This is a genomic window from Delftia sp. K82 (assembly GCF_002193035.1).
Lineage (GTDB): Bacteria > Pseudomonadota > Gammaproteobacteria > Burkholderiales > Burkholderiaceae_C > Comamonas > Comamonas acidovorans.
This window is the reverse complement of record NZ_MYFL01000001.1, coordinates 1244510-1265735: the sequence shown is the minus strand read 5'-3', so window position 1 is coordinate 1265735 and position 21226 is coordinate 1244510. Positions and strand designations below refer to the sequence as shown.

Here is a 21226-nt window from a genome sequence, read left to right as displayed (position 1 = left end):
CGGCCGGCAGGCCGCCACCGCATCGCAAGGCGATCTGCGCACCAAGGCGCAGGTCGCCTTTTTCATTCCGGCTTGCGCGGCGGCAGCCCCATGAACCAGGCCGTGCGGATGCCCGAGGCCACGGCCGCGCCCACCACCCAGAACAGCGCAGACACGCCGATCAGCGCCCCCGCCGAGCCGAACAGCACGGGCATGGCCACGCTGGAGGCATTGATGGCCATGAGCCGCAGGCCCAGCGCCTCGCCATGGCGGTGCTCGGGCGTGATCTGGTGCAGCATGCTCATGACCATGGGCTGCACCGAGCCCAGCGAAAAGCCCAGCAGCACCGAGCACACGCCCATGGTCAGTGCCGAGTCCATGAAGGGGTACAGCGCAAAGACGAAGGCGGTGATGGCCATGGCGCCGGAGATCACGGCGCCTTCGCGCAGGCGCTCGGCCACCAGCGGCATGGCCAGGCGGATGGCGGCGGCCGCCACGGCAAAAATGCCCAGCAGCGTGCCGATGACCGAGGCGCTCAGCCCCTTCTCATGGCCCAGCAGCGGCAGCACAAAGGTGTGCACATCCCAGCACGCCGACTGCAGCCAGTTGACCAGCAGCAGGTTGCGGAAGTTGCGGTCGCGCAGCAGGTCCCAGGCATGCTGCTTGGGGCCGCCGATGGGCGCGCGCACGGGCGGCAGCTCCTGCGTGTGGCGCACCCAGCTCCAGGCCAGCACGGGCACCAGGGCCAGCAGGCCGAAGGCGACGCGGTAGCCCATGGTGCTGCCCTCGCCGCCAAAATTCGCGTGATCGATCAGCAGCCCCGTGCTGAAGGGCCCGATGAAATTGGAGATGGCCGGACCTATGGCCAGCCAGCTGAACACCTTCTTGAGCGCCAACGCATCGTGGGTGACCCGCCCCGCATGGCGCTGCACGGCAATCACCACCGCGCCGCTGGCACCGCCCGTCAGCAGCGCCACCAGGCACAGCACGGGATAGACCGGAAACGCCAGCGCCAGCGCGCAGCCGCCGCTGGCCGCCAGCATGGACAGGAAAAACGGCTTGCGAAAACCATGCTTGTCCGCAAAGCGCCCAGCCGGCAGCGCCAGGAACACCTGGGTCAGCGCAAACAGCGCCAGCAAGATCCCCACGGCCGCCGCGCTGTAGCCCTGCTGCAGCGCCAGCAAAGGCGCGGCCAGCCGCATGCCGGCCATAGTGGCGTGCACGCTGACCTGGGCCATGATGACTTTGAACAGCGCCAGATTCATCTCAGTCCTGCTCCGACCCTGGCTCCAGGCCTGCCGCCGTGTCCTTGTCGTCCGGCAGACCGGGCAGCCCTGCGCTCGAGGCCGGCGCGGGCAGCTCCTGCACATCGCGCAATTGCCGCTGGATGGCGCGCGTGCGCACACCCACCTGCTCGAAGCGCTTGGCGGCGGCATCGATGGATTTGCGCGTGGCATCCACCACCTCGCCGAACTTGGCGAACTCGGTCTTGACCTGGCCCAGCACGGCCCAGACCTCGGAGGAGCGCTTTTCGATGGCCAGCGTCTTGAAGCCCATCTGCAGGCTGCTGAGCATGGCAGCCAGGTTGGCCGGGCCGGTGACCATCACGCGGCAGCCGTTTTGCACGGCCTCGACCAGGCCGGGGCGGCGCATGACCTCGGCAAACAGGCCTTCCGTGGGCAGGTAGAGCACGGCAAAGTCCGTGGTGTGGGGCGGGCTCACGTACTTGCCATGGATCTTGCGGGCCTCGAACTTGATCGATGCCTCGAAGGCATTGCCGGCCGAGGCAATTGCGGCCTTGTCCGCCGCATCCTGGGCATCCAGCAGGCGCTGGTACTGCTCTACCGGGTACTTGGCATCGATGGGCAGCCAGACCGGCGTCTCGTCGCTGCGCCCGGGCAGGCGGATGGCGAACTCCACCATGTCGTCGCTGCCGGGCACGGTCTTGACGTTGCGCGCGTATTGCTCGGGCGTGAGCACGTTCTCGATGATGGCGCCCAGCTGCAGCTCGCCCCAGGTGCCGCGCGTCTTCACATTGGTCATCACGCGCTTGAGATCGCCCACGCTGCCGGCCAGTGTCTGCATCTCTCCCAGGCCCTTGTGCACCTGCTCCAGCCGGTCGCTGACCAGCTTGAACGATTCGCCCAGGCGCTGCTCCAGCGTGGCATGCAGCTTCTCGTCCACCGTGCGCCGCATCTCTTCCAGCCGCGCCGCGTTGTCCGACTGGATGGTGGCCAGGCGCTCATTGAGCGTGCCGCGCAGCTGTTCGGCATGGACCTGGCTGGACTGCGCCAGCCCGCCCAGCTGCTGCTGGATGTCGTTCTTGAGGGAGTCCAGCGTGCTGCGCGTGGTCTGCGCCAGCGCCTCGAAACGCTCCTGCACATGGGCGTTGAAGCGCTGCGTGCTTTCGTCCTGGGCCTCGCGGGCCTGGGCGCTGTCGGCGGCCAGGCGCACCGTGAGCCGGCCCAGTTCCATGCGAAAGGCTGCCAGCGCCTCGCCCTGCTCGCGCCGCGCGGCCTGTGCATCGAGCTGGGCCTGGGCCAGATGGGCCTGCAGTTGCTGCGACACGCGGTCCAGACCGCCGTCGCTCTTGGCCACGGCCATCTGCGTGGCCTGGGCGCCGCGCTCGAGCTGCTGCAGCCGCACATCCAGCATCTGCAGCGCCTGCAGCAACTGCTGCGGCGCCACCCCGTCATCGCGCTGCGCCGAGCGCCTGCACAGCAGCCAGATCACGGCCGCCTGCCCCAACAGCAGCACGGCCCATGCCGCCCACCACACTCCGGATATCTGGGTCAAGATCTTGCTTCAGCTCCATGCAGCGGGAAGCGGCCAGGGCCTGCCTTCCCGCGATTGTCGGAATACGGCACTCAGGCCTTGGCGCGCGCGCCTGCGGCCGCCGCCTCGGGCTGGTTGACGGGCGTGCGCGGGCCCTTGCCGCTCAGAAAGTCGATCAGGTTGTCGGCTGCCAGCTCGGCCATGGCGCTGCGCGTGCCCATGGTGGCGCTGGCGATGTGCGGGGTCAGCACGACATTGGGCACGGTCAGCAGGTCGGGATGGACCGAGGGCTCGCCCTCGAACACGTCCAGGCCGGCGGCGGCAATGGTCCTGTCGCGCAGCGCCCTGGCCAGCGCCGCGTCATCGACGATGCCGCCGCGCGCGATGTTGATCAGCGTGGCCGTGGGCTTCATCCTGGCGATCTCGGCCGCGCCTATGGTGTGGTGGTTTTCCTTGGTGTAGGGCAGCACCAGCACCACATGGTCGGCCATGGCCAGCAGTTCGTCCTTGCCCACGTAGCCGGCCTTGCATTCGGCTTCCAGCTCGGGCGACAGGCGCGAGCGGTTGTGATAGACCACCTTCATGCCGAAGCCATGCGCACCGCGCCGGGCAATGCCCTGGCCGATGCGGCCCATGCCGATGATGCCCAGCGTGCTGCCGTGCACTTCCGAGCCGGCGAACAGGTCGTAGCGCCAGGAGTTCCACTTTCCGGCGCGCAGGTAGTGCTCGCTCTCGGTCACGCGGCGGGCCGTGGCCATGAGCAGGGCAAAGCCGAAGTCGGCCGTGGTCTCGGTCAGCACGTCGGGCGCGTTCGTGCCCTGCACGCCCGCAGCCGTCATCGCAGGCACGTCGAAGTTGTTGTAGCCCACGGCCATGTTGGCCACGACCTTCAGCCGCGGGCAGGCCGCCAGCAGTGCCGCATCGATGGTCTGCGAGCCTGTGGTCAGCACGCCGTCCTTGTCCTGCAGATGCGCGGCCAGCTCCTGCGGACTCCAGACCACGTCGTCCTGGTTGGACTCGACCTCGAAGTGCTGCTCCAGCTTGCGCACCACCTCGGGCGGGATGGCGCGGGCGATCAGGATGCGGGGTTTGCTTGCCATGTCTGTCTCTTTCCTTGTCTTGGCGGGAGGCGGTTCTTCAGCGGAACCAGATGAAGCTCATCAATACGAACAGTGGCACCAGAATGCCCAGCGACCAGGCCATGTAGCCGAAGAAGCTGGGCATCTTCACGCCGCGCTCCTCGGCAATGGCCTTGACCATCAGGTTGGGCGCGTTGCCGATATAGGTGTTGGCACCCATGAACACCGCGCCCGCGGAGATGGCCGCCAGCGTGGAGGCCATCGTGGTCATCAGCTGCGCGGCGTCGCCCCCTGCGGTGTTGAAGAACACCAGGTAGGTCGGCGCGTTGTCGAGGAAGGAGGACAGCAGGCCCGTGGCCCAGAAGTACATCAGCGGATCGGGCGTGCCGTCGGCGCGCGTGACGGCGCCCACGATGGCGCCGAACGGCCCGCCCGTGCCCGCCTTGAGCATGGCGATCACGGGGATGATGGTCAGGAAGATGCCCGCGAACAGCTTGGCCACTTCCTGCATGGGCCCCCAGCCGAATTCGTTGGCCTGGTGCACGCTGCGCGGCGTGAGCCGCAGGGACAGCAGCGCCACCACGATCAGGCCCGCATCGCGCACCAGCCCCGGCAGGCCCACATGCGTGCCGGCCAGCACCAGCCCCGCATCGGTGCGCCACAGGCCGCTCATCAGCACCAGGGCCACCACGGCCAGCAGCAGCGCGAAGTTCACGCTGCCATCGAAGCCCAGGCGGCTGGCGCGGCCCGAGGCGTCGATGCTGGGCGTGGGATCGGGCAGGTCCGCCTCGCCGGCCTTGCGCAGCAGCCAGGTGTCGATCGCGTAGAACAGCGCCAGCAGCACGCCGACCAGGAACAGGGTCTCGGTGAAGATGTGGCGCACCGTCCAGAAGAAGTCCACGCCCTTAAGAAAGCCCAGGAACAGCGGCGGGTCGCCCAGCGGCGTCAGCGAGCCCCCGGCATTGGAGACGATGAAGATGAAGAACACCACCACATGCACCTGGTGCCTGCGGTTGTCGTTGGCGCGCAGCAGCGGCCGGATCAGCAGCATCGATGCGCCCGTGGTTCCCATGAAGCTGGCCAGCACGGCGCCGATCGCCAGGATGGCCGTGTTCAGCCCCGGCGAGCCCTTGAGATTGCCGCGCACAAAGATGCCGCCCGACACCGTGTACAGCGCCGTCAGCAGGATCACGAAGGGCAGGTACTCGGCCAGCAGCGCATGCACCAGGTTGGCCAGGGCCGCACCCGCACCGAACACCGCTGCAAAGGGCAGCAGGAAGGCCAGCGCCCAGGCCGCCGTCAACTTGCCGAAATGCCGGTGCCAGAAATGCGGCGCCGCCAGCGGCACCAGGGCGATGGACAACAGCATGCCCGCAAAGGGCACGCCCCAGAGCACCGACAGCTGGCCGCCATCGATCTCGGCCGCCAGGGCCCAGGAGGGCACGCAGGCGACGAGCAGCACCAACAATCCACGCAAGGCCTTCATGGTCCCGTCTCCTCTTTGTTCTGTATTCACTGTCCCCTCCTGGCAGCGGGCCGCGCAGCGATCAAGTCTGTGCCGCGGGCGCCGCGATCTCGAACACCTGGCGCAGATAGGCCAGGTATTTCTCGTCGTCGCACATGCTCTTGCCCGGCGTGTCCGAGAGCTTGGCCACGGGCTGGCCGTTGCAGCGCGTCATCTTGATGACGATCTGCAGCGGCACATGGTCGGGCGCGTCGCCCAGGTCATTGGTCAGGTTGGTGCCGATGCCAAAGGCCAGCTGGCAGCGCCCGTGGAAGCGCTGGAACAGCTCGATGGTGCGCGGCACCGTCAGGCCGTCGCTGAAGATCAGCGTCTTGGTCAGCGGGTCGATGCGATTGGCACGGTAGTGGGCCAGCAGCCGCTCGCCCCACTCGAACGGATCCCCGCTGTCATGGCGCGCGCCATCGAAGAGCTTGCAGAAGTACAGGTCGAAATCGCGCAGGAAGGCCGACATGCCGTAGACATCCGACAGCGCAATGCCCAGGTCGCCCCGGTACTCGCGCGCCCATGACTCGAAGCCGAAGATCTGGCTGTCGCGCAGGCGCGGGCCCAGGGACTGGCAGGCCTGCAGGTATTCATGGGCCAGCGTGCCCAGGGGCCGCACGCCCAGCTTCATGGCATACAGCACGTTGCTGGTGCCCGCGAACTGCCCCTCGGACTCCGCGGATGCGCCGGGCCGGCCCAGGCGTGCGCACAGCACGCGCAGCACCTCTTCATGCCAGGCCCGCGAAAAGCGGCGGCGCGTGCCGTAGTCGGCAATCTTGAGCTGCTCCAGGCCCGGCTGTTGCAGCAGCGCGATCTTGGCATCCAGCCGGCGCCGGCCCTCGGGAAAATCGGGCACCGGCTGGGTATTGCGGAAGTACACCTCGTTGACGATGGCCAGCACGGGAATCTCGAACAAGATGGTGTGCAGCCAGGGCCCGCGGATGGTGATGTCGATCTCGCCATTGGGCAGCGCCTGCACCGTGACGCACTTCTCGTTGAGGTGGAACAGGCTCAGGAAATCGACGAAATCGCTCTTGATGAAGCGCAGCGAGCTCAGGTAGGCCAGCTCCGCATCCTGGAACCGCAGGCTGCACAGCGAGCGGATCTCTGCCCGGATCTCGTTCACATAGGGCGCAAGCTGCACGCCGGGATTGCGGCACTTGAAACGGTACTCGACCTGTGCCCCGGGAAACTGGTGCAGCACCACCTGCATCATCGTGAATTTGTACAGGTCGGTATCGAGCAGGCTGGTGATGATCATGGACAGAGCCGGGCGGTAAGCGCCCAAGCGGTCAGATGGCAGACAGCTTTCGAGTGTAGGCCATCCACACGCCGCCGCGCTGCGAGCGGGCGCCTTGCATGCGCCCCGAACGCCATCAACCGCGCAGCAACGGCTCCAGCACCCGGCGCAGCGCCTGCGGAATCTGGGCAGGCCGGCGCGTCTGCCGGTCCACATAGACATGGACGAAATGCCCGGCTGCGGCCGACAGCGGCTCACCCTGCGCAAACAGCCCCACCTCGTAGCGCACGCTGGAGCCGCCGATGCGGGCCACGCGGATGCCGGCCTCCACCTCCTGCGGAAAGGCCAGCGGGGCGAAGTAATTGCATTGGGTCTCTATGACCAGTCCTATCGTCTCGCCCGCATGAATGTCCAGCGCGCCCTGCTCTATCAGATGGGCATTCACCGCCGTATCGAACCAGCTGTAATAGACGACGTTGTTGACGTGCCCGTAGACATCGTTGTCCGACCAGCGCGTGCTGATGCGTCGGAATGCCGCATAGGCCGAACGGGGCTGCGGCGCGGGGCGGCTCGGGGGCGATTCATTCATGGCGGCCATTGTGCCGCCGGCCGAATGCGCCCTGTCCCCGGCCACTGTCGCCATCACGACGCGCACTGCTGCCGATCACTCGCCAGGCGAGTAAGCATGCCAACTGAAAAATGTCGTCAAACCGACATAAAACCAATTCAAAATCAAAGACTTACAAAAAACCCACAGCTTTCCGAATTTTTTTGCTGCACCGCAGCATCAGGTACTTGATTCCTTTTTTGCAATCCCTACAATAAGACCCATGCTGCACTGCAACATGACACTCAGTCAGGTCAGCGCAGGCAATTCCCCGTAACCCGAGACCCCTGTGGTCCGTTTTTCTGGAGACTGACATGAGCTTGACCCCTGACCAAATCCTGAGCGCACAAAAGGCCAACCTGGAAACCCTGTTCGGCCTGACGAGCAAGGCCTTCGAAGGCGTTGAAAAGCTGGTGGAACTGAATGTGACCGCCTCGCGCGCCGCACTGACCGAAGCTGCCCAGCACACCCAGGCTGTCCTGAGCGTCAAGGACGCACAGGAACTGCTGTCGCTGCAGGCCAACCTGTTCCAGCCCCTGGCTGAAAAGACCGCTGCCTACAGCCGTCACCTGTACGACATCGCCAGCGGCACCGGCGCCGAACTGGCCAAGACCTTCGAAAGCCAGGCTTCCGACCTGCAAAAGAACTTCAGCGCCCTGGTGGACACCACGGCCAAGAACGCACCCGCCGGTTCCGAAACCGCCGTTGCCGTGATGAAGAGCGCCGTGTCGGCTGCCAACAATGCCTTCGAGTCGGTGCAAAAGGCCGTCAAGCAGGCTTCGGACCTGGCGGAAGCCAACTTCACGGCCGTGACCAACACCGCCAACGAAGCCGTCCAGTCGGCCCAGACCCGCAAGCGTTGATCACGCTGTCTTACAACGGGGCTGCGTGCAAGAATCAGTGATTACCCGCATAATTGCACGCATCCCGGGTCGAAAGACCTGACCAGTTGTCTCCTTGGATCCTCTTGAAACCCCCGTTTCTGGATCCTTTCAAACCCAGTCTTTGGACTGGGTTTTTTTTCGTGCGCTTTTTCGCGCGCCATGGCTCGCGGCCCACCAGGGACCACCGCGCACAAGCCCTTAGACGGGCCCCACCCTTTATTAAGAACAATTCGCGTTTGACCTATCATCGCGCTTTGCCAACAAAGAGAGGCCTGTCTTCATGTCGAAATCCCTGAAAGCCCTGTTTGCCGCTTGCGCCCTGGTGGCTGCCGGCACAGCCATTGCCGACTCCCAGGTCGTCAACCTCTATTCCGCGCGCCACTACTCCACGGACGAGGAGCTGTACAACGGCTTCACCAAGGCCACCGGCATCAAGATCAACCGCGTGGACGGCGACGACGCCGGCATCATTGCGCGCCTGAAGGCCGAGGGCCAGGCCTCGCCGGCCGACGTGATCCTGCTGGTCGATGCCGCACGCCTGTACCGCGGCGAGGTCGATGGCCTGTTCCAGCCCATCCACTCCAAGCTGCTGGAAGACGCCATTCCCTCCAACCTGCGCGCCCAGCCCACGGCCGATGGCATCAGCTGGTTCGGCCTGTCTACACGCGCCCGCGTCATCGTCTACAACAAGGCCAAGGTCCAGCCCGCCGACGTGCAGAACTACGAATCGCTGGCCGACCCCAAGTTCAAGGGCCAGCTGTGCATCCGCTCGGGCTCGCATCCCTACAACCTGAGCCTGTTCGGCACCGTGGTCGAGCACATGGGCGACCAGAAGGCCGAAGGCTGGATCCAGGGCATGAAGGCCAACCTGGCCCGCCCGCCCAAGGGTGGCGACACCGACCAGATCAAGGCCGTGGCCTCGGGCGAATGCACCATCGGCGTGACCAACAGCTACTACCTGGCGCGCATGATGCGTTCGGGCAAGCCTGAGGACCAGGCCGTGGTCGGCAAGATCGGCGTGGTCTTCCCGAACCAGTCCAGCTGGGGCACGCACCTGAACATCGCGGGCGGCGCCGTGGCACGCCATGCCAAGAACAAGGACAACGCCGTCAAGTTCCTGGAGTACCTGGCCAGCCCCGCCGCCCAGAACTACTTTGCCAACGGCAACAACGAGTGGCCCGCAGCCAAGGGCGTGGAACTGGACAACCCTGCCCTCAAGGAGATGACCGGCGGCAAGCCCTTCAAGAGCGAGACCATCCCGATCACGGCCGTGGGCAAAAACATGACCAAGGTCCAGCAAATGCTCGATCGCGCAGGTTTCCAGTAACCCCCATCGCGCCCATCACCAGCCCGGCACTGCCGGGCTTTTTCTTGGGCGCGACATGGCTGCAGCCGGGGCTGCATGCATAATTTGAGAGTTACGTTTACGTCAACGTCAGATAACCAAGGAGACATTCCATGCAGATCAAGGACCGGGTATTCATCGTCACGGGCGGCGCCTCCGGGCTGGGCGAAGGCACGGCGCGCATGCTGGCGGCCGAGGGCGGCAAGGTGGTGATTGCCGACATGCAGGCGGACAAGGGCGAGGCCGTGGCGCGCGAGATCGGTGGTGTCTTCGTCAAATGCGACGTGAGCCAGGAAGCCGATGGCCAGGCTGTGGTGGACAAGGCCGTGAGCCTGGGCAAGCTGGCAGGCCTGGTCAACTGCGCAGGTATTGCGCCCGCCGAGAAGACCGTGGGCAAGAACGGCGCGCACAACCTGGCGCTGTTCTCCAAGACCATCACGGTCAACCTGATCGGCAGCTTCAACATGATCCGCCTGGCCGCCACCGCCATGTCGGCCAACGAGCCCGAGAGCACGGGCGAGCGCGGCGTGCTGATCTCCACGGCCAGCGTGGCGGCCTACGACGGCCAGATCGGCCAAGCAGCCTATGCGGCGTCCAAGGGCGGCGTGGTCGGCATGACGCTGCCCATTGCGCGCGACCTGGCGCGCAACGGCATCCGCAACATGACGATTGCCCCCGGCATCTTCGGCACGCCCATGCTGTTCGGCATGCCGCAGGAAGTGCAGGACGCGCTGGCCGCCGGCGTGCCCTTCCCCAGCCGTCTGGGCACGCCCCAGGACTATGCCAAGCTGGTGCGCCACATTCTGGACAACGACATGCTCAATGGCGAGGTGATCCGGCTGGATGGGGCCATTCGTCTGGCGCCGAGGTGAAGCACCCCCTGAGCGGCTGCGCCGCTTCCCCCTCTCTACGCGCTTCGCGCGGGAGGGGGACGACACCCTAGCGGCGGGGCGGCGCGGCCGGCATAGGCCCTTGCTCGGTGTCCCTCGCGTTGGGCCGCGCCGTTTTTGGAGATACGCGCGTTGTCAGGCCATGGTGCGTGCAGGCTCTTTGGCCATCATCTCCAGCCCCTTGCGCAATGCAGGGAACAGGCTGTGCTGGAAGTTGTTCCAGCGCAGCTCAAGAATCGTGTCTTGGGGATCGATGTCGGTGCCCAGCACGTCGGCGATGACTTCGCCGGAGTCGATGCCGTTGTCCACGTAGTGAAAGGATGCGCCGGTCTTGAACAGGGGCGGGACCGGGCGCTGTTCCATGGTCTTCCAGTCCACGATCTTGTAGCCCTGCGCGCCATGCAGCGCGTCCAGCGTGGCACAGGCGCCCCGGCGTTCATAGGGTGACTCCAGCCGCGTTATGCCGGGGTGGATGTTGGCGATCCTGCGGTGGAACAGGGCACCGGGCCGCACGAGCCGGTCCAGGATGACGAGCAGGCCATCCAGCACCACCCGCTCGGCACCCAGCTGCACCAGCCTGTCCTGCAGTTGCGCCTCGAACATCTGTTTGCCCGCGGCGCGCTGCGGATCGTTCAGCGGCAGGCGCCGGTAGGAAGACGGCACGGCCATGAGCAGATCATTGACCCTGCGCCCCTGGATGCGCAGGTCCGGCGGATAGAACCAGCGGCCGCCCGGCTGGTAGTGAAATCCGTAGTCGCCGATTTTTTCGCGGTCGCGCGGCGAGGCCTCGTCGTCGTCGTGGATCACGGCCTCCAGGCTGTAGATATCGCCCAGCGGGGTGGTGTCCAGCAACTCGCCCAGGTATTCGAGCGGCGATTTCATGTAGCGCGTTGCGCCCTTGTAGGCGATGTGCTGGCCGGCCTGGTCGGCGGCGGCGTTTCTCAGGGACCAGATGTAGACGAGTTTTGTCTTTGCCATGTTCGTGGATTCAGCAGGAATTCAGATGTCGGCCAGCGCGCCTTGACTGGCGGGACTGGCCGATGCAGCCGCCACCGGCTGCGCCCCATCTTGCGGCTGGACCATGCGGCCGGCCTCCATGCGCACGATGCGGTCGGCCAGGTGGAAGTAGCGATCGTCATGGGAGATGACCACCAGCAGGTGGCCCCTGGCGCGCAGCTCGGGCAGCAGCTCGGTGTAGAACAGGTGGCGGAAGCTCGGGTCCTGGTCGGCCGCCCATTCGTCGAAGACCAGCACGGGCCGGCCCTCCAGATAGGCGTGGACCAGGGCCAGGCGCTTGCGCTGGCCGGTGGACAGGTCGATGGTGCTGAAGCTGCCGTTGCGCACGCTGACCTTGTGTGCGATCTCCAGCCGCTGCAGGTAGGGCAGCGCGGCCTCGGGCAGCGCGGCGGCCTGGCCCTCTTCACCGCCGGCCACCAGGTCCTCGAACAGGTAGAAGTCCGAGAAGACCGTGGTGAACAGCTGGCGGTAGTCGTCGCGCGTCTGCGCCGTGACGGGCTGGCCGTCATGCAGGATCTCGCCCTGCTGGGGCGCATACAGGCCCAGCAGCAGCTTGATCAGCGTGGTCTTGCCCGAGCCGTTGTCGCCCACCACAAAGACCAGTTCGCCCTTGCCCAGCTTCAGGTCGATGGGACCGATCTCGAAGGCCTTGCCGCCTTCGGGCGCATCGAAGGCATAGCGCACGCCCCGCAGCTCCAGGCCGTGGTCCAGGCTGACCTCGCCGGGCGGGCTGTCCAGGTGCAGGTGCGGCTCGGGGCTGGCAAAGCGCGCCGACAGGTCGGCAATGCGCTGCAGCGCCACCTTGGCACGGCCCAGGTTGGGCAGCGCGCCCGCGATCTGGTCCATGGGGCCCTTGAGGAACAGCAGCACCAGCACGAAGCCGCTGAGCACCACGGGCTCGGTGGTGCGCAGCGCGGCCCAGCCCAGGATGAGGGCGATCAACAGAAAGAACAGCGCCGAACCGAAGGCCGTGGCCAGCACATAGGTGTTGATGGCGCGGCTGTTGATGCGGCGGATGGCATCCACGGTGGAGCCAATCTGCCCGTCGAAGATGCGGCCCCGGCGCGCGCGGTGCATGCGCAGCTCCTTGGCGCCTTCGCTGATGGCGCGGTAGGCCTTGTGCAGCACTTCCTCGTGATCGCGCGCCTTCCAGAACCCCGCCACGCCGCGTGACTGCGCCAGCGCCTGCAGGCTCACGCCCAGCATCAGCGCCACCACCAGCATGGCAAACAGCGGCGGCGACAGCAGGGCCAGATAGGCCAGGCAGCCCAGCGCAATGGCCAGGGCGATCACGTTGGAGGCCAGTACGAAGGCCACGTCGCTGATCATGTCCACGTCCTGCGTGAGCACGGGCATGAGGCGGTGCGTGCGGTAGCGTTCCAGCGCATCGATGGGCGCAGCCAGGATCTTGCCGGCCAGTTCCTTGCGCAGCTGCGCCACCAGGCGCTGCCCCACGAAATTGCCCGACATGTCCGACGTGGCCCGGCACACCAGCACGGTGGCACACAGGGCGAGGAAGGTCAGCAGCAGCCCGCCAGCCAGCCCGCCGGGACGATTGAGCACCTGGTTGATGGTCGCCAGTAGCGCCACCGTGGCCCCACCCGCGCAAATGCCCGTGACCACGGACAGCGCCATCCACGGCAGGAAGGGCCTGAGCAGGCGCAGTACCTCGGAGGGCGGTCGGCTGGCGTTTTCCATAAGGGATTCCTCTGGCGCCCGTGGGCGCATGACCTTGCAATGCCGGCGCGGCCCGGCGTTTCCTGGAGCGCGGCGCACGGCGAGCACTCCCCACTCCCTGCAAGACGTGCGTGCGCCAAAAATGTTCACCGCCCAGGCGATGAACAAATTCCGCTGCCCTGCGTCATCACGGGGAAGGGGCAGCGCGGGCGCCATGCCCTGCACCGGCCCGCTTTGCTTTGTCTGCCGCATATCCGAAGGACGCCATGGCTCTCCACCCCGACCTGCAAGCATTTCTTGAACTCGCCAACGCCCAGGCATCCAGCCGCCCGCGCATGAGCCAGATGACGGCAGCGCAGGCGCGCGCCGCCTACGACAACGCCACGCTGGCGCTGGACCTGCCGGGCGACGATCTGCCCACCGAGGACCTGGATCTGCCCACGCGCGACGGCGCGCGTATCCGTGCCCGGCTCTACCGCGCAGCCCCTGGACACACAGCTGCGCCCTGCCTGCTGTTCTTTCACGGCGGCGGCTACGTGCTGGGCGGGCTCGAATCGCATGACAGCCTGTGCCGCAGCCTGGCGCTGGGCACGCCCTGCAATGTGCTGGCCATCGACTACCGGCTGGCGCCAGAGCACCGCTTTCCCACAGCCTTTCTCGACGCACAGGACGCCCTGGCCTGGCTGCTGGAGCACGGCGGCCGCCATGGCCTGGACGCGCAGCGCCTGGCCATTGGCGGCGACAGCGTCGGGGGCACGCTGGCCACGGCCCTGTGCATCGCCGCACGCGACGCGGGCATGCCCCAGCCCTTGCTGCAGTTGCTGCTCTACCCCTGCACGGCAGCGCAGCAGGACAGTGACTCGCATGCGCGCCTGGCCACCGGCCATCTGCTGGAAGGTGACACCCTGGCCTGGATGTTCGGCCAATACCTGCGCAGCGATGCGGACCGGCAGGACTGGCGCTTTGCCCCCCTGCAGGCATCCGACCTGGGCCGGCTGGCCCCCACGCTGATGGTGCTGGCCGAGTACGACCCGCTGATCGACGAAGGAAAGCACTATGCCGAGCGGCTGCAGGCCGCCGGCGTGGCCGTGGACCTGCAGATCTACGCCGGCATGGTCCATGATTTTGCGCGGCTGGGCGCCCTCACCGAAGAGACCGAGGTGCTGCGCGGCCAGCTCTGCAAGGCACTGGCCCATGCCTTCCAGGCGGCCCGCAGCCTGGCCCTGGCATGAACAGCCCTGGCATGAACATTTGCCGCGCCTGCGCGTCATCCCGGTCATGAGGCTGCCTTGTGTCCCTTGTGTCCCTTGTGTCCCTTGTGTCCCTTGTGTCCCTTGTGTCCCTTGTGTCCCTTGTGTCCCTTGTGCCCCTTGTGCCCCTTGCGCCCCTTGTGCCCTTGCCCGAGCCCCGACCCGTGTCCCGCACGCGGGGCACTCCATCTGAAAGAGTCCACGTGCGTCCAGTCGAAGCCACCGCTACACCGTCACCAGACGCCTCCGGCGCCAGCTACCTTGCCCATGCAGGCGCCGAGACGATCAGCGTCTTCGGTGATGGACAGCGGCTGCGCCTGGAGCGTTCGGGGTCCGTGGATGCCGGCAGGCCCGGCAAGCCCAGTCTCTGGAATCTGTCGCCCACGGCCGCGCCAGGCCTGATGCAGCTGCAATGGCTGGGCCCCTGCTCGGGCATGCCCGAAACGGATGAACTGCTGGCCGCACTGCAGGCAGGCTTTGGCCTGCATCCCGATGCGCAAGCCATCGAGCTGCCCCTGCCCCGGCTGCCGCCCGGCCTGCGCGACAGCATTGCCACAGTGCAGCCGGGCCAGGCCCCGTGCGTGGCAAGAAGCGTGCTGTGGCAGCAGCCCCTGTGGCTGCCCCGCCCGCGCCCACCCTATGCGCTGCACTACACGCTCACCGAAGGCCGGCGCCACCCCGCGCGCCTGCACAAGCCGCGCGGCGAGGTCTATCGCCGCTTCATCCCCTGGCTGGGCCGAACGCTGAGCTTTCGCACCGTGGAGCCCGAGGCCGACCTGCCCCTCATCCACCGCTGGATGAACGACCCGGTCGTCGCGCATTTCTGGGAGGAAAGCGGCGACCTCGCCCACCACCGCGCCTACCTGCAGCGCATGGCCGGCGACCCGCATGCGCTGGGCCTCATCGGCTGCCTTGACGGCGAGCCCTTCGGCTACTTCGAGGCCTACTGGGCCAAGGAAGACCGCATCGCCCCCTTCTATGACGCGGGCGACCATGACCGGGGCTGGCATGCGCTGGTGGGGGAGGCGCGGTTTCGCGGCCAGCCCTACCTGACGGCCTGGCTGCCCTCGCTGTCGCACTACCTCTTTCTGGACGACTGCCGCACGCAGCGCATCGTCGTGGAGCCGCGCGCCGACAACCGCAAGATGCGCAAAAGCCTGCCGCGCTGCGGCTATGCGCTGGTCAAGGAATTCGACTTCCCGCACAAGCGCGCCGTGCTGGGAGTGCTGCTCAGGGAACGCTTTTTCGCAGACGCCTTGTGGATACCGCAGACCGACGCAGCCGCGCCGGACGCACTGGACGCATCGACCCAATGAAAGGACCTTCCATGCAAACCCACCCGCTGATCGGCATCGGCTTCGGCCCCTCCAACATTGCCCTGGCCATCGCCCTCAAGGAGCGCGAAACCACCGCACGGGCCTTGCACCCCGTCTTCATCGAAAAGCAGCCGCGTTTCGCCTGGCACCGGGACATGCTGCTGGAGCAGGCCCACATGCAGGTGTCCTTCCTCAAGGACCTGGCCACGCTGCGCAATCCCACCAGCCGCTTCACCTTCATCAACTACCTGCACGAGAAGGGCCGGCTGCAGGACTTCATCAACCTCAAGACCTTCTTTCCCAGCCGCCACGAGTTCAACGACTACCTGGCCTGGGCCGCCTCCAAGTTCGAGGACTGCTGCGTCTACGGCCAGGAAGTCATCGAGGTGCTGCCTGAAAAACGCGACGGCAAGGTGGAGCTGCTGCGCGTGCGCTCGCGCGATGCGGCCGGCAACGTGCATGAGCGCCTGGGCCAGAACCTGGTCATGAGCATCGGCGGCACGCCCAGCATTCCCGAGCAGTTCAAGCCCCTGCGCGGCGACGCGCGCGTCTTCCACTCCAGCGCCTACCTGCGCAGCATTGCCGAGCATGCCAGGCCGCTGCGCATCGCCGTGGTCGGTGCGGGCCAAAGCGCAGCGGAAATCTTCATGGACCTGCACGGCCGCTACGCCACGGCCGAGATCGACCTGGTCATGCGCGCCCGCTCCATCCGCCCCTCGGACGACAGCCCCTTCGTCAACGAAATCTTCAACGCCGACTTCGTGGACCATGTCTACAGCCGCCCGCATGACGAGCGCGGCGCCCTGCTGCGCGAGTTCTGGCACACCAACTACGCCTGTCCCGACCTGGAACTGATCGAGAGCATCTTCAAGGTGTTCTATGAGCAAAAAGTCGTCGGCGACACGCGCCACCGCTTCCTGCGCCGCCACGAGGTGCAGGACGTGCGCGCCGCCAGCGACGGCATCCACCTGGGCCTGCGCGATCTCAACAGCGGCATCGACCATGCATCGCGCTACGACGTGGTGGTGCTGGCCACCGGCTATGCGCGCGAGCACCACAAGACCCTGCTGGACCCGCTGGCCCCCTACCTGGGCGACTTCTCCGTGAGCCGCGACTACCAGGTGCACACCACGCCGGACTTTCGCCCCGCCATCTTCCTGCAGGGCGCCTGCGAGGGCTCCCACGGCCTCAGCGACACCCTGCTGTCCGTCACTTCGGTGCGCACCGGCGAAATCGGTGAAGCCCTGCTGGCAGCGCAAGCCCAAAGACCCGATGTTGCGCGCACAGAACAGCTGGCGCTGCAGGATTGAAAGATCGCACAGGGCATGATGGCGCAGGGATCTCCCATGCCATAATTTGAATGCAAACCATTTGCATTTGAATTTGAATCACCTGCGCCGCTGAATCCCATACCCGCTGCTGCACCGCCCCGGCCCTGGCCGGGGTTGCAGCATCCGGTAGGCCCTTCTCTGTACGGACCCAGGGGTTCCAACCCATCGCCCTTGCGGAAAGGCAGGTATCCGGATGCGTGACCTGATCCAGGAACTCGTGGCTCACTATGGCGATCTGCGCCGCCAGCTCACGCGCGATCTCAGGGATCCGCACTATGCGGCCGACATCGCGCAATCGAGCTTCGAGCGGGTCTACGTGCACGCCCTGGGCCTGCGCAGCGGCAAGAAGGCCGAAACCCTGCCCGACGCCGGCATCGAATCCCCGCGCGCCCTGCTGTTTCGCGTGGCACGCAATCTGTGCATCGACGATGCGCGCAAGCGCAAGACCGCCCAGGAATGGACGCGCCAGCAAATGGTGGTGCAGCACAGTGCGCCCTCCAGCGAAACCCTGGCCGCCCAGCGCCAGATCCTGAACCGCGTCGTCCAGGCGCTGGAAGGCCTGCCGCCGCGCCGGCGCGAAGTCTTCATCCTCTTTCGCGCCCATGGCTACACGCGCGCGGAAATCGCCGATCAGCTCAACATCACCGAAATGGCCGTCGCCAAGCACATGGTGCGCGCCACGCTGGACTGCTCGCGCGTGCTGGCCCAGCTGCGCTCCGAACTGATCGAGGACCATGCGCTGGGCAGCGCCATGGATTTTGACAACAGTACACTGACCGACGACGCATCCTGACTCCCCCTTTCCATGGCAAGTGCACCTAGCGAGCGCATGGTCGAGCATGCGCTGACGCTGATCGTTCAAAGCGAAATCGCTCCCGACCCGGTGGCCGACCAGGCCCGCCTGACCCTGGGCGAATGGCGCGGGAAATCAGCCCGGCACGATGCCGCCGCACGCGAGGCGCACCTGCGCTGGAACCTGCTGGGCGGCATGTCCGGCGGCCTGCGCGAGCAGTTCCAGGAAACCGCCCTGCTGGCCGACCGGGCCTCGCGCTCCACCCAGACCGTCCGGCGCCGCAAGCTGCTTCTGTCCTTCGCCGGGCTGCTGGGCACAGGCGCGCTGGCGGGCCGGGGCGCCTACTGGTACTGGCAGCAGCCCATACACACCTCGGCCTACGCCACGCGCAACTCGCAAATCCTCAAGATCACTCTGGCCGACGGCAAGCTGCCGCTGCAGGCCAGCCTGGTGGAACTGGCGCCCCAGAGCGCCATTGCCGTGACGCTCTACCGCCAGCGCCGCAGTGTGTCCATGGCCCGGGGCGAAGTGCGATTCGACGTGGCCCCCGATCCCGACCGGCCCTTCGAGGTCATCACGCGCGAGGCGCGCATCGAGGTCGTGGGCACGGTCTTCACCGTGCGCGACCGCGGCGGCCCCGTCACCGTGGGCGTGGAGCATGGCCATGTCAGGGTCCGGGTGCTGGGCAGGGATGCGCAGGATGCGACGGGCCCGGCGGCGGCAACGCTGGACCTGCTGCCCGGCCAGGTCGTGGACATCCGCAACGGCCAGGCCGAGGCTGTGCGCCAGGCCGATGCCGCCACGCTGTCCGCCTGGCGCGAGGGCTGGCTGGTCTTCGAGAACACCCCGCTGGCCGAGGCCCTGGCCACGGTCAACGCCTACCGCACCCAGCCCATAGAAGCCGCCGATGCACGCGTGGCCGCGCTGCGCCTGACCGGGCGCTTTCGCGCCAATGACTCGGCCGGCCTGCTGGCCGTGCTGCCGTCCATCCTGCCGCTGAGGGTGCGCCCGCAGGCCGGTGGCGGCGTGCAGTTGCAGGCGCTCTGAACGGCGCCTTCGGTTCCCCGACAAAGAAAAGGCCACGGCCGGATCGCTCCAGCCGTGGCCCATGGCCCATGCCCGCTTACCAGCGATAGGTGGCCGTGCCGATCACCTTGCGGGGCTCGCCGTAGAAGCAGCCGTAGGAGCAGCTGGCGATATAGGTCTTGTCGGTCAGGTTGGTGAGGTTCAGGGCGAAGCGCCAGGGTCCGGTGGTGTAGCTGACCATGGCATCCACCAGGGTGAACGCCGGCAGCGAGACGGGAACGCCATAGGCCAGGCCGCGTGTCTGGCCCAGGTACCTGGCGCCCATGCCCACCTTGAGGCCGGCAAGCCCGAAGTCTCCAAAGCTGTAGTCGCCCCACAGCGATATCTGGTTGTAGGGCACGCCGATGGAGCGCTTGCCCAGCTCGTCCGGCTGCAGGGGGCTTGCCTGCGTGGTGCGCGCATCCGTGTAGGCATAGGCGGCAATGATGTTCACATTGCGGCCGATGGAGCTTCGTGCCTCCAGCTCGAAGCCGCGGGAGCGGACTTCACCGGCCTGGATGTTGAACGCCCTGCTGGCGTCCTGGGGATCGGGCACGAGCAGGTTCTGGCGGGTGAGCTGGAAGACCGCTGCCGAAATCATGGCCCGGGAGCCGCTGGGCTGGTAGCGGACACCGGCCTCGTACTGCTGCCCCGTCGTCGGCTTGAACCGCGATCCAAGGCGGTCCTGGCCCTGGGTGGGCTCGAAGGACTCGCTGTAGCTGAAGAAGGGGGCAAGGCCATTGGCGGCGAGATAGACCACGCCCACCCGGCCCGTGAAGGCCGAGCTTTTCTCATTGGCCGCGCTCACGTCCCCGGTGAAGAAGTTCGTCTCGTTGAAGCGGACCTTGTCATAGCGGCCGCCCAGCAGAACCACCCACTTGTCATCGATCTTGATCTGGTCCTGCGCATAGATGCCAAGCCGCTTGTAGTCGTTCTTCCAGGACGAGCGGTAGTAGGGGGAGACAGGCCCCACCGGCTTGCCATAGACCGGGTTGAAGACATCGAGGTCGGCGGCCTGCTGTTCATAGCGCTCGGTCTCGTGCTTAGGCAGGGCGTAGTCGAAGCCCACCAGCATGGTGTGCTTGATGCGGCCCTGGTCCAGCTGGTACTGCAGCGAGGTATCGGTCACGAAGGCCGACGAACGGTCCCAGCGCGGCTGGTAGTAGCGCTCCACCACCGAGCGCTGGTCGGCGGACAGGCCCCAGCCGTCCGTGCTGAAGTAGCTGCTCTTTGCGTTGTAGTAGCGCATGCTGTTCCTGAGCTTGAGCTTCTCGGAAAAGGCATGTTCGAAGAGATAGCCGATGGAGTAGCGGTCCAGATCGAATTTGTCCCGTCCCGCCTCTCCGATGAAGCGATTGCGGGGAATCTGTCCATTGATGTTGGGCAGCAGGGTGCCGTAGGCGGGCAGTCCGTAGACGTAGGTGGTGCGGTCCTTCTGGACCTCGGCCAACAGTGTCAGCGAGGTATTCGCATCGGGCTGCCATTTGAGCGACGGGGCGATATAGGTTCTGTCATCGGGGACACGGTCGATGAAGCTGTCGCTGTCGCGCTTGAGCGCCACCAGCCGGTAGGACCATTTGCCCTCGTCGTCCAGGGCGCCCGCAAAATCACCCGAGACCTGCCTGCGCCCGAAGCTTCCGGCGTCGATGTTCAATTCCCGGATTTTTTCCGTGGTGGGCCGCTTGCTCACGGTGTTGACCACGCCGCCCGGGGAGACCGAGCCGAAAATCACCGAAGAGGCGCCCTTGAGCAGCTCGATGCGCTCCAGGCCGTAGGGCTCCTGCCGTCCGTCGTAGATGTTGGCCGTGAACAGGCTGCCGTCCCGGTACATGCCCGTGGTGCGGAACCCGCGCAAATACAGGCTGTCCGAGGTACGGTCCAGGCCCTCGGCGCGGGTGACGCCGGCGGCGTAGCCCAGCGCATCCTGCAGGCTTTGCGACTTCAGCGTCTCGATCTCCTGGGCACCGATGACCGTGATGGACTGCGGTGTCTCCAGGATGGGCGTATCGGTCTTCGTGCCCGTTGAGCTGCGCCGGGCGACATAGCCCTGCACGGGGCCGGCTGCGGTTTCGCTGTCCGTGACGTTGATGGTCGGCAAGGTCGCGCCGGAGACCGCGGGACGGCGGATGGCGAAGCCTCCGTTGTTCGTCCTGGTGGCTTCCAGGGACGTGCCGGCCAGCAGCTCCCGCAAGGCCTGCTCCGATGTCAGGCGGCCGTTGACGGCGCGGGAACTGAGCCCGGCAACCAGGTCGCCTGCGGCAAACATCTGGGTTCCCGTCTGGCGGGACAGCTCGTTGATGGCCGAAGCCAGGGCCTGGGCCGGCACATGGATATCGAACACTTGGGCCGCCTCCTGCCCTGTGGCCTGGGCCACCGCCTCGGTGCTCCAGAACGAAACGGAACCAAAGGCCGTGGCAAGGGCCAGGCTCAGCAGATGTTGACGGGGCAAGGAACGCATGGTTGAAGAATTT

Annotated in this window: 17 protein-coding genes; 8 read left to right on the top strand and 9 right to left on the bottom strand. The window is 66.5% G+C overall.

Translation table 11 applies throughout. The features are described from left to right. Nucleotides 1–62 precede the first annotated feature (62 nt). The 6 genes from KDK82_RS05350 to KDK82_RS05325 all read right to left on the bottom strand — a co-directional run bounded on the left by KDK82_RS05350 (nt 63) and on the right by KDK82_RS05325 (nt 7178). Entirely contained in the window at nt 63–1244 is a 1182-nt protein-coding gene (locus KDK82_RS05350; RefSeq protein ID WP_013801618.1) for an MFS transporter, read from the bottom strand. A 1-nt stretch (nt 1245) separates the two neighbouring features. Continuing rightward, on the bottom strand, nt 1246–2736 hold the full coding sequence (locus KDK82_RS05345; protein WP_088165434.1) for a DNA recombination protein RmuC: 1491 nt from the start codon (nt 2734–2736) through the stop codon (nt 1246–1248). A gap of 110 nt (nt 2737–2846) precedes the next feature. Beyond that, nucleotides 2847–3854 carry a D-glycerate dehydrogenase gene (locus KDK82_RS05340; protein WP_034394999.1) on the bottom strand — a complete coding sequence of 336 codons (1008 nt, stop codon included), beginning with the start codon at nt 3852–3854 and terminating at the stop codon, nt 2847–2849. 37 nt (nt 3855–3891) lie between these two features. Beyond that, complete coding sequence (locus KDK82_RS05335; protein WP_088164202.1) at nt 3892–5319, bottom strand: sodium:proton antiporter; 1428 nt, start codon at nt 5317–5319, stop codon at nt 3892–3894. Nucleotides 5320–5380: 61 nt separating this feature from the next. Beyond that, complete coding sequence (gene pncB, locus KDK82_RS05330; protein WP_012206539.1) at nt 5381–6601, bottom strand: nicotinate phosphoribosyltransferase; 1221 nt, start codon at nt 6599–6601, stop codon at nt 5381–5383. 115 nt (nt 6602–6716) lie between these two features. Next, entirely contained in the window at nt 6717–7178 is a 462-nt protein-coding gene (locus tag KDK82_RS05325; RefSeq protein WP_034394994.1) for a thioesterase family protein, read from the bottom strand. 323 nt (nt 7179–7501) lie between these two features. Here KDK82_RS05325 and KDK82_RS05320 point away from each other — a divergent pair, with 323 nt between their 5' ends. The 3 genes from KDK82_RS05320 to KDK82_RS05310 all read left to right on the top strand — a co-directional run bounded on the left by KDK82_RS05320 (nt 7502) and on the right by KDK82_RS05310 (nt 10288). Next, nucleotides 7502–8050: a phasin family protein gene (locus KDK82_RS05320; RefSeq protein ID WP_013801612.1), complete on the top strand. Its 549-nt coding sequence runs from the start codon at nt 7502–7504 to the stop codon at nt 8048–8050. A gap of 301 nt (nt 8051–8351) precedes the next feature. Continuing rightward, nucleotides 8352–9398 (top strand): Fe(3+) ABC transporter substrate-binding protein, encoded by a 1047-nt coding sequence (locus KDK82_RS05315; RefSeq protein WP_012206542.1) that lies wholly within the window; start codon nt 8352–8354, stop codon nt 9396–9398. Nucleotides 9399–9529: 131 nt separating this feature from the next. Beyond that, nucleotides 9530–10288 (top strand): 3-hydroxyacyl-CoA dehydrogenase, encoded by a 759-nt coding sequence (locus tag KDK82_RS05310; protein ID WP_034394989.1) that lies wholly within the window; start codon nt 9530–9532, stop codon nt 10286–10288. A gap of 153 nt (nt 10289–10441) precedes the next feature. On the opposite strand, the gene KDK82_RS05305 is transcribed toward KDK82_RS05310, so the two are convergent. Together KDK82_RS05305 and KDK82_RS05300 are read right to left on the bottom strand one after the other, a co-directional pair. Continuing rightward, nucleotides 10442–11284: a N(5)-hydroxyornithine transformylase PvdF gene (locus KDK82_RS05305; RefSeq protein ID WP_088164201.1), complete on the bottom strand. Its 843-nt coding sequence runs from the start codon at nt 11282–11284 to the stop codon at nt 10442–10444. A gap of 21 nt (nt 11285–11305) precedes the next feature. Then, entirely contained in the window at nt 11306–13021 is a 1716-nt protein-coding gene (locus KDK82_RS05300) for a cyclic peptide export ABC transporter (protein WP_088164200.1), read from the bottom strand. A 245-nt stretch (nt 13022–13266) separates the two neighbouring features. On the opposite strand from KDK82_RS05300, the gene KDK82_RS05295 reads away from it, so the two are divergent. The 5 genes from KDK82_RS05295 (at nt 13267) to KDK82_RS05275 (ending at nt 18737) form a co-directional block, all read left to right on the top strand. Then, a complete protein-coding gene (locus KDK82_RS05295) occupies nt 13267–14232 on the top strand; it encodes an alpha/beta hydrolase (protein ID WP_088164199.1) in 966 nt (321 codons plus the stop codon). 221 nt (nt 14233–14453) lie between these two features. Beyond that, on the top strand, nt 14454–15566 hold the full coding sequence (locus KDK82_RS05290) for a GNAT family N-acetyltransferase (protein WP_088164198.1): 1113 nt from the start codon (nt 14454–14456) through the stop codon (nt 15564–15566). Between the two features lie 11 nt (nt 15567–15577). Continuing rightward, entirely contained in the window at nt 15578–16876 is a 1299-nt protein-coding gene (locus KDK82_RS05285) for a lysine N(6)-hydroxylase/L-ornithine N(5)-oxygenase family protein (protein WP_088164197.1), read from the top strand. A gap of 214 nt (nt 16877–17090) precedes the next feature. Then, on the top strand, nt 17091–17690 hold the full coding sequence (locus KDK82_RS05280; RefSeq protein ID WP_012206549.1) for an RNA polymerase sigma factor: 600 nt from the start codon (nt 17091–17093) through the stop codon (nt 17688–17690). Nucleotides 17691–17702: 12 nt separating this feature from the next. Beyond that, on the top strand, nt 17703–18737 hold the full coding sequence (locus KDK82_RS05275; RefSeq protein WP_088164196.1) for a FecR family protein: 1035 nt from the start codon (nt 17703–17705) through the stop codon (nt 18735–18737). Nucleotides 18738–18813: 76 nt separating this feature from the next. Here the strand turns inward: KDK82_RS05275 and KDK82_RS05270 are convergent, their stop codons facing one another. Further along, complete coding sequence (locus KDK82_RS05270; protein WP_088164195.1) at nt 18814–21213, bottom strand: TonB-dependent siderophore receptor; 2400 nt, start codon at nt 21211–21213, stop codon at nt 18814–18816. Nucleotides 21214–21226: the final 13 nt, after the last annotated feature.

Coding starts and splice junctions, on each gene's coding strand:
- KDK82_RS05335 (WP_088164202.1), bottom strand. CDS start 5,319: ATGAAGGCCTTGCGTGGATTGTTGGTGCTGCTCGTCGCCTGCGTGCCC.
- KDK82_RS05300 (WP_088164200.1), bottom strand. CDS start 13,021: ATGGAAAACGCCAGCCGACCGCCCTCCGAGGTACTGCGCCTGCTCAGG.
- KDK82_RS05275 (WP_088164196.1), top strand. CDS start 17,703: ATGGCAAGTGCACCTAGCGAGCGCATGGTCGAGCATGCGCTGACGCTG.
- KDK82_RS05295 (WP_088164199.1), top strand. CDS start 13,267: ATGGCTCTCCACCCCGACCTGCAAGCATTTCTTGAACTCGCCAACGCC.
- pncB (WP_012206539.1), bottom strand. CDS start 6,601: ATGATCATCACCAGCCTGCTCGATACCGACCTGTACAAATTCACGATG.
- KDK82_RS05350 (WP_013801618.1), bottom strand. CDS start 1,244: ATGAATCTGGCGCTGTTCAAAGTCATCATGGCCCAGGTCAGCGTGCAC.
- KDK82_RS05305 (WP_088164201.1), bottom strand. CDS start 11,284: ATGGCAAAGACAAAACTCGTCTACATCTGGTCCCTGAGAAACGCCGCC.
- KDK82_RS05325 (WP_034394994.1), bottom strand. CDS start 7,178: ATGGCCGCCATGAATGAATCGCCCCCGAGCCGCCCCGCGCCGCAGCCC.
- KDK82_RS05315 (WP_012206542.1), top strand. CDS start 8,352: ATGTCGAAATCCCTGAAAGCCCTGTTTGCCGCTTGCGCCCTGGTGGCT.
- KDK82_RS05285 (WP_088164197.1), top strand. CDS start 15,578: ATGCAAACCCACCCGCTGATCGGCATCGGCTTCGGCCCCTCCAACATT.
- KDK82_RS05270 (WP_088164195.1), bottom strand. CDS start 21,213: ATGCGTTCCTTGCCCCGTCAACATCTGCTGAGCCTGGCCCTTGCCACG.
- KDK82_RS05310 (WP_034394989.1), top strand. CDS start 9,530: ATGCAGATCAAGGACCGGGTATTCATCGTCACGGGCGGCGCCTCCGGG.
- KDK82_RS05280 (WP_012206549.1), top strand. CDS start 17,091: ATGCGTGACCTGATCCAGGAACTCGTGGCTCACTATGGCGATCTGCGC.
- KDK82_RS05320 (WP_013801612.1), top strand. CDS start 7,502: ATGAGCTTGACCCCTGACCAAATCCTGAGCGCACAAAAGGCCAACCTG.
- KDK82_RS05340 (WP_034394999.1), bottom strand. CDS start 3,854: ATGGCAAGCAAACCCCGCATCCTGATCGCCCGCGCCATCCCGCCCGAG.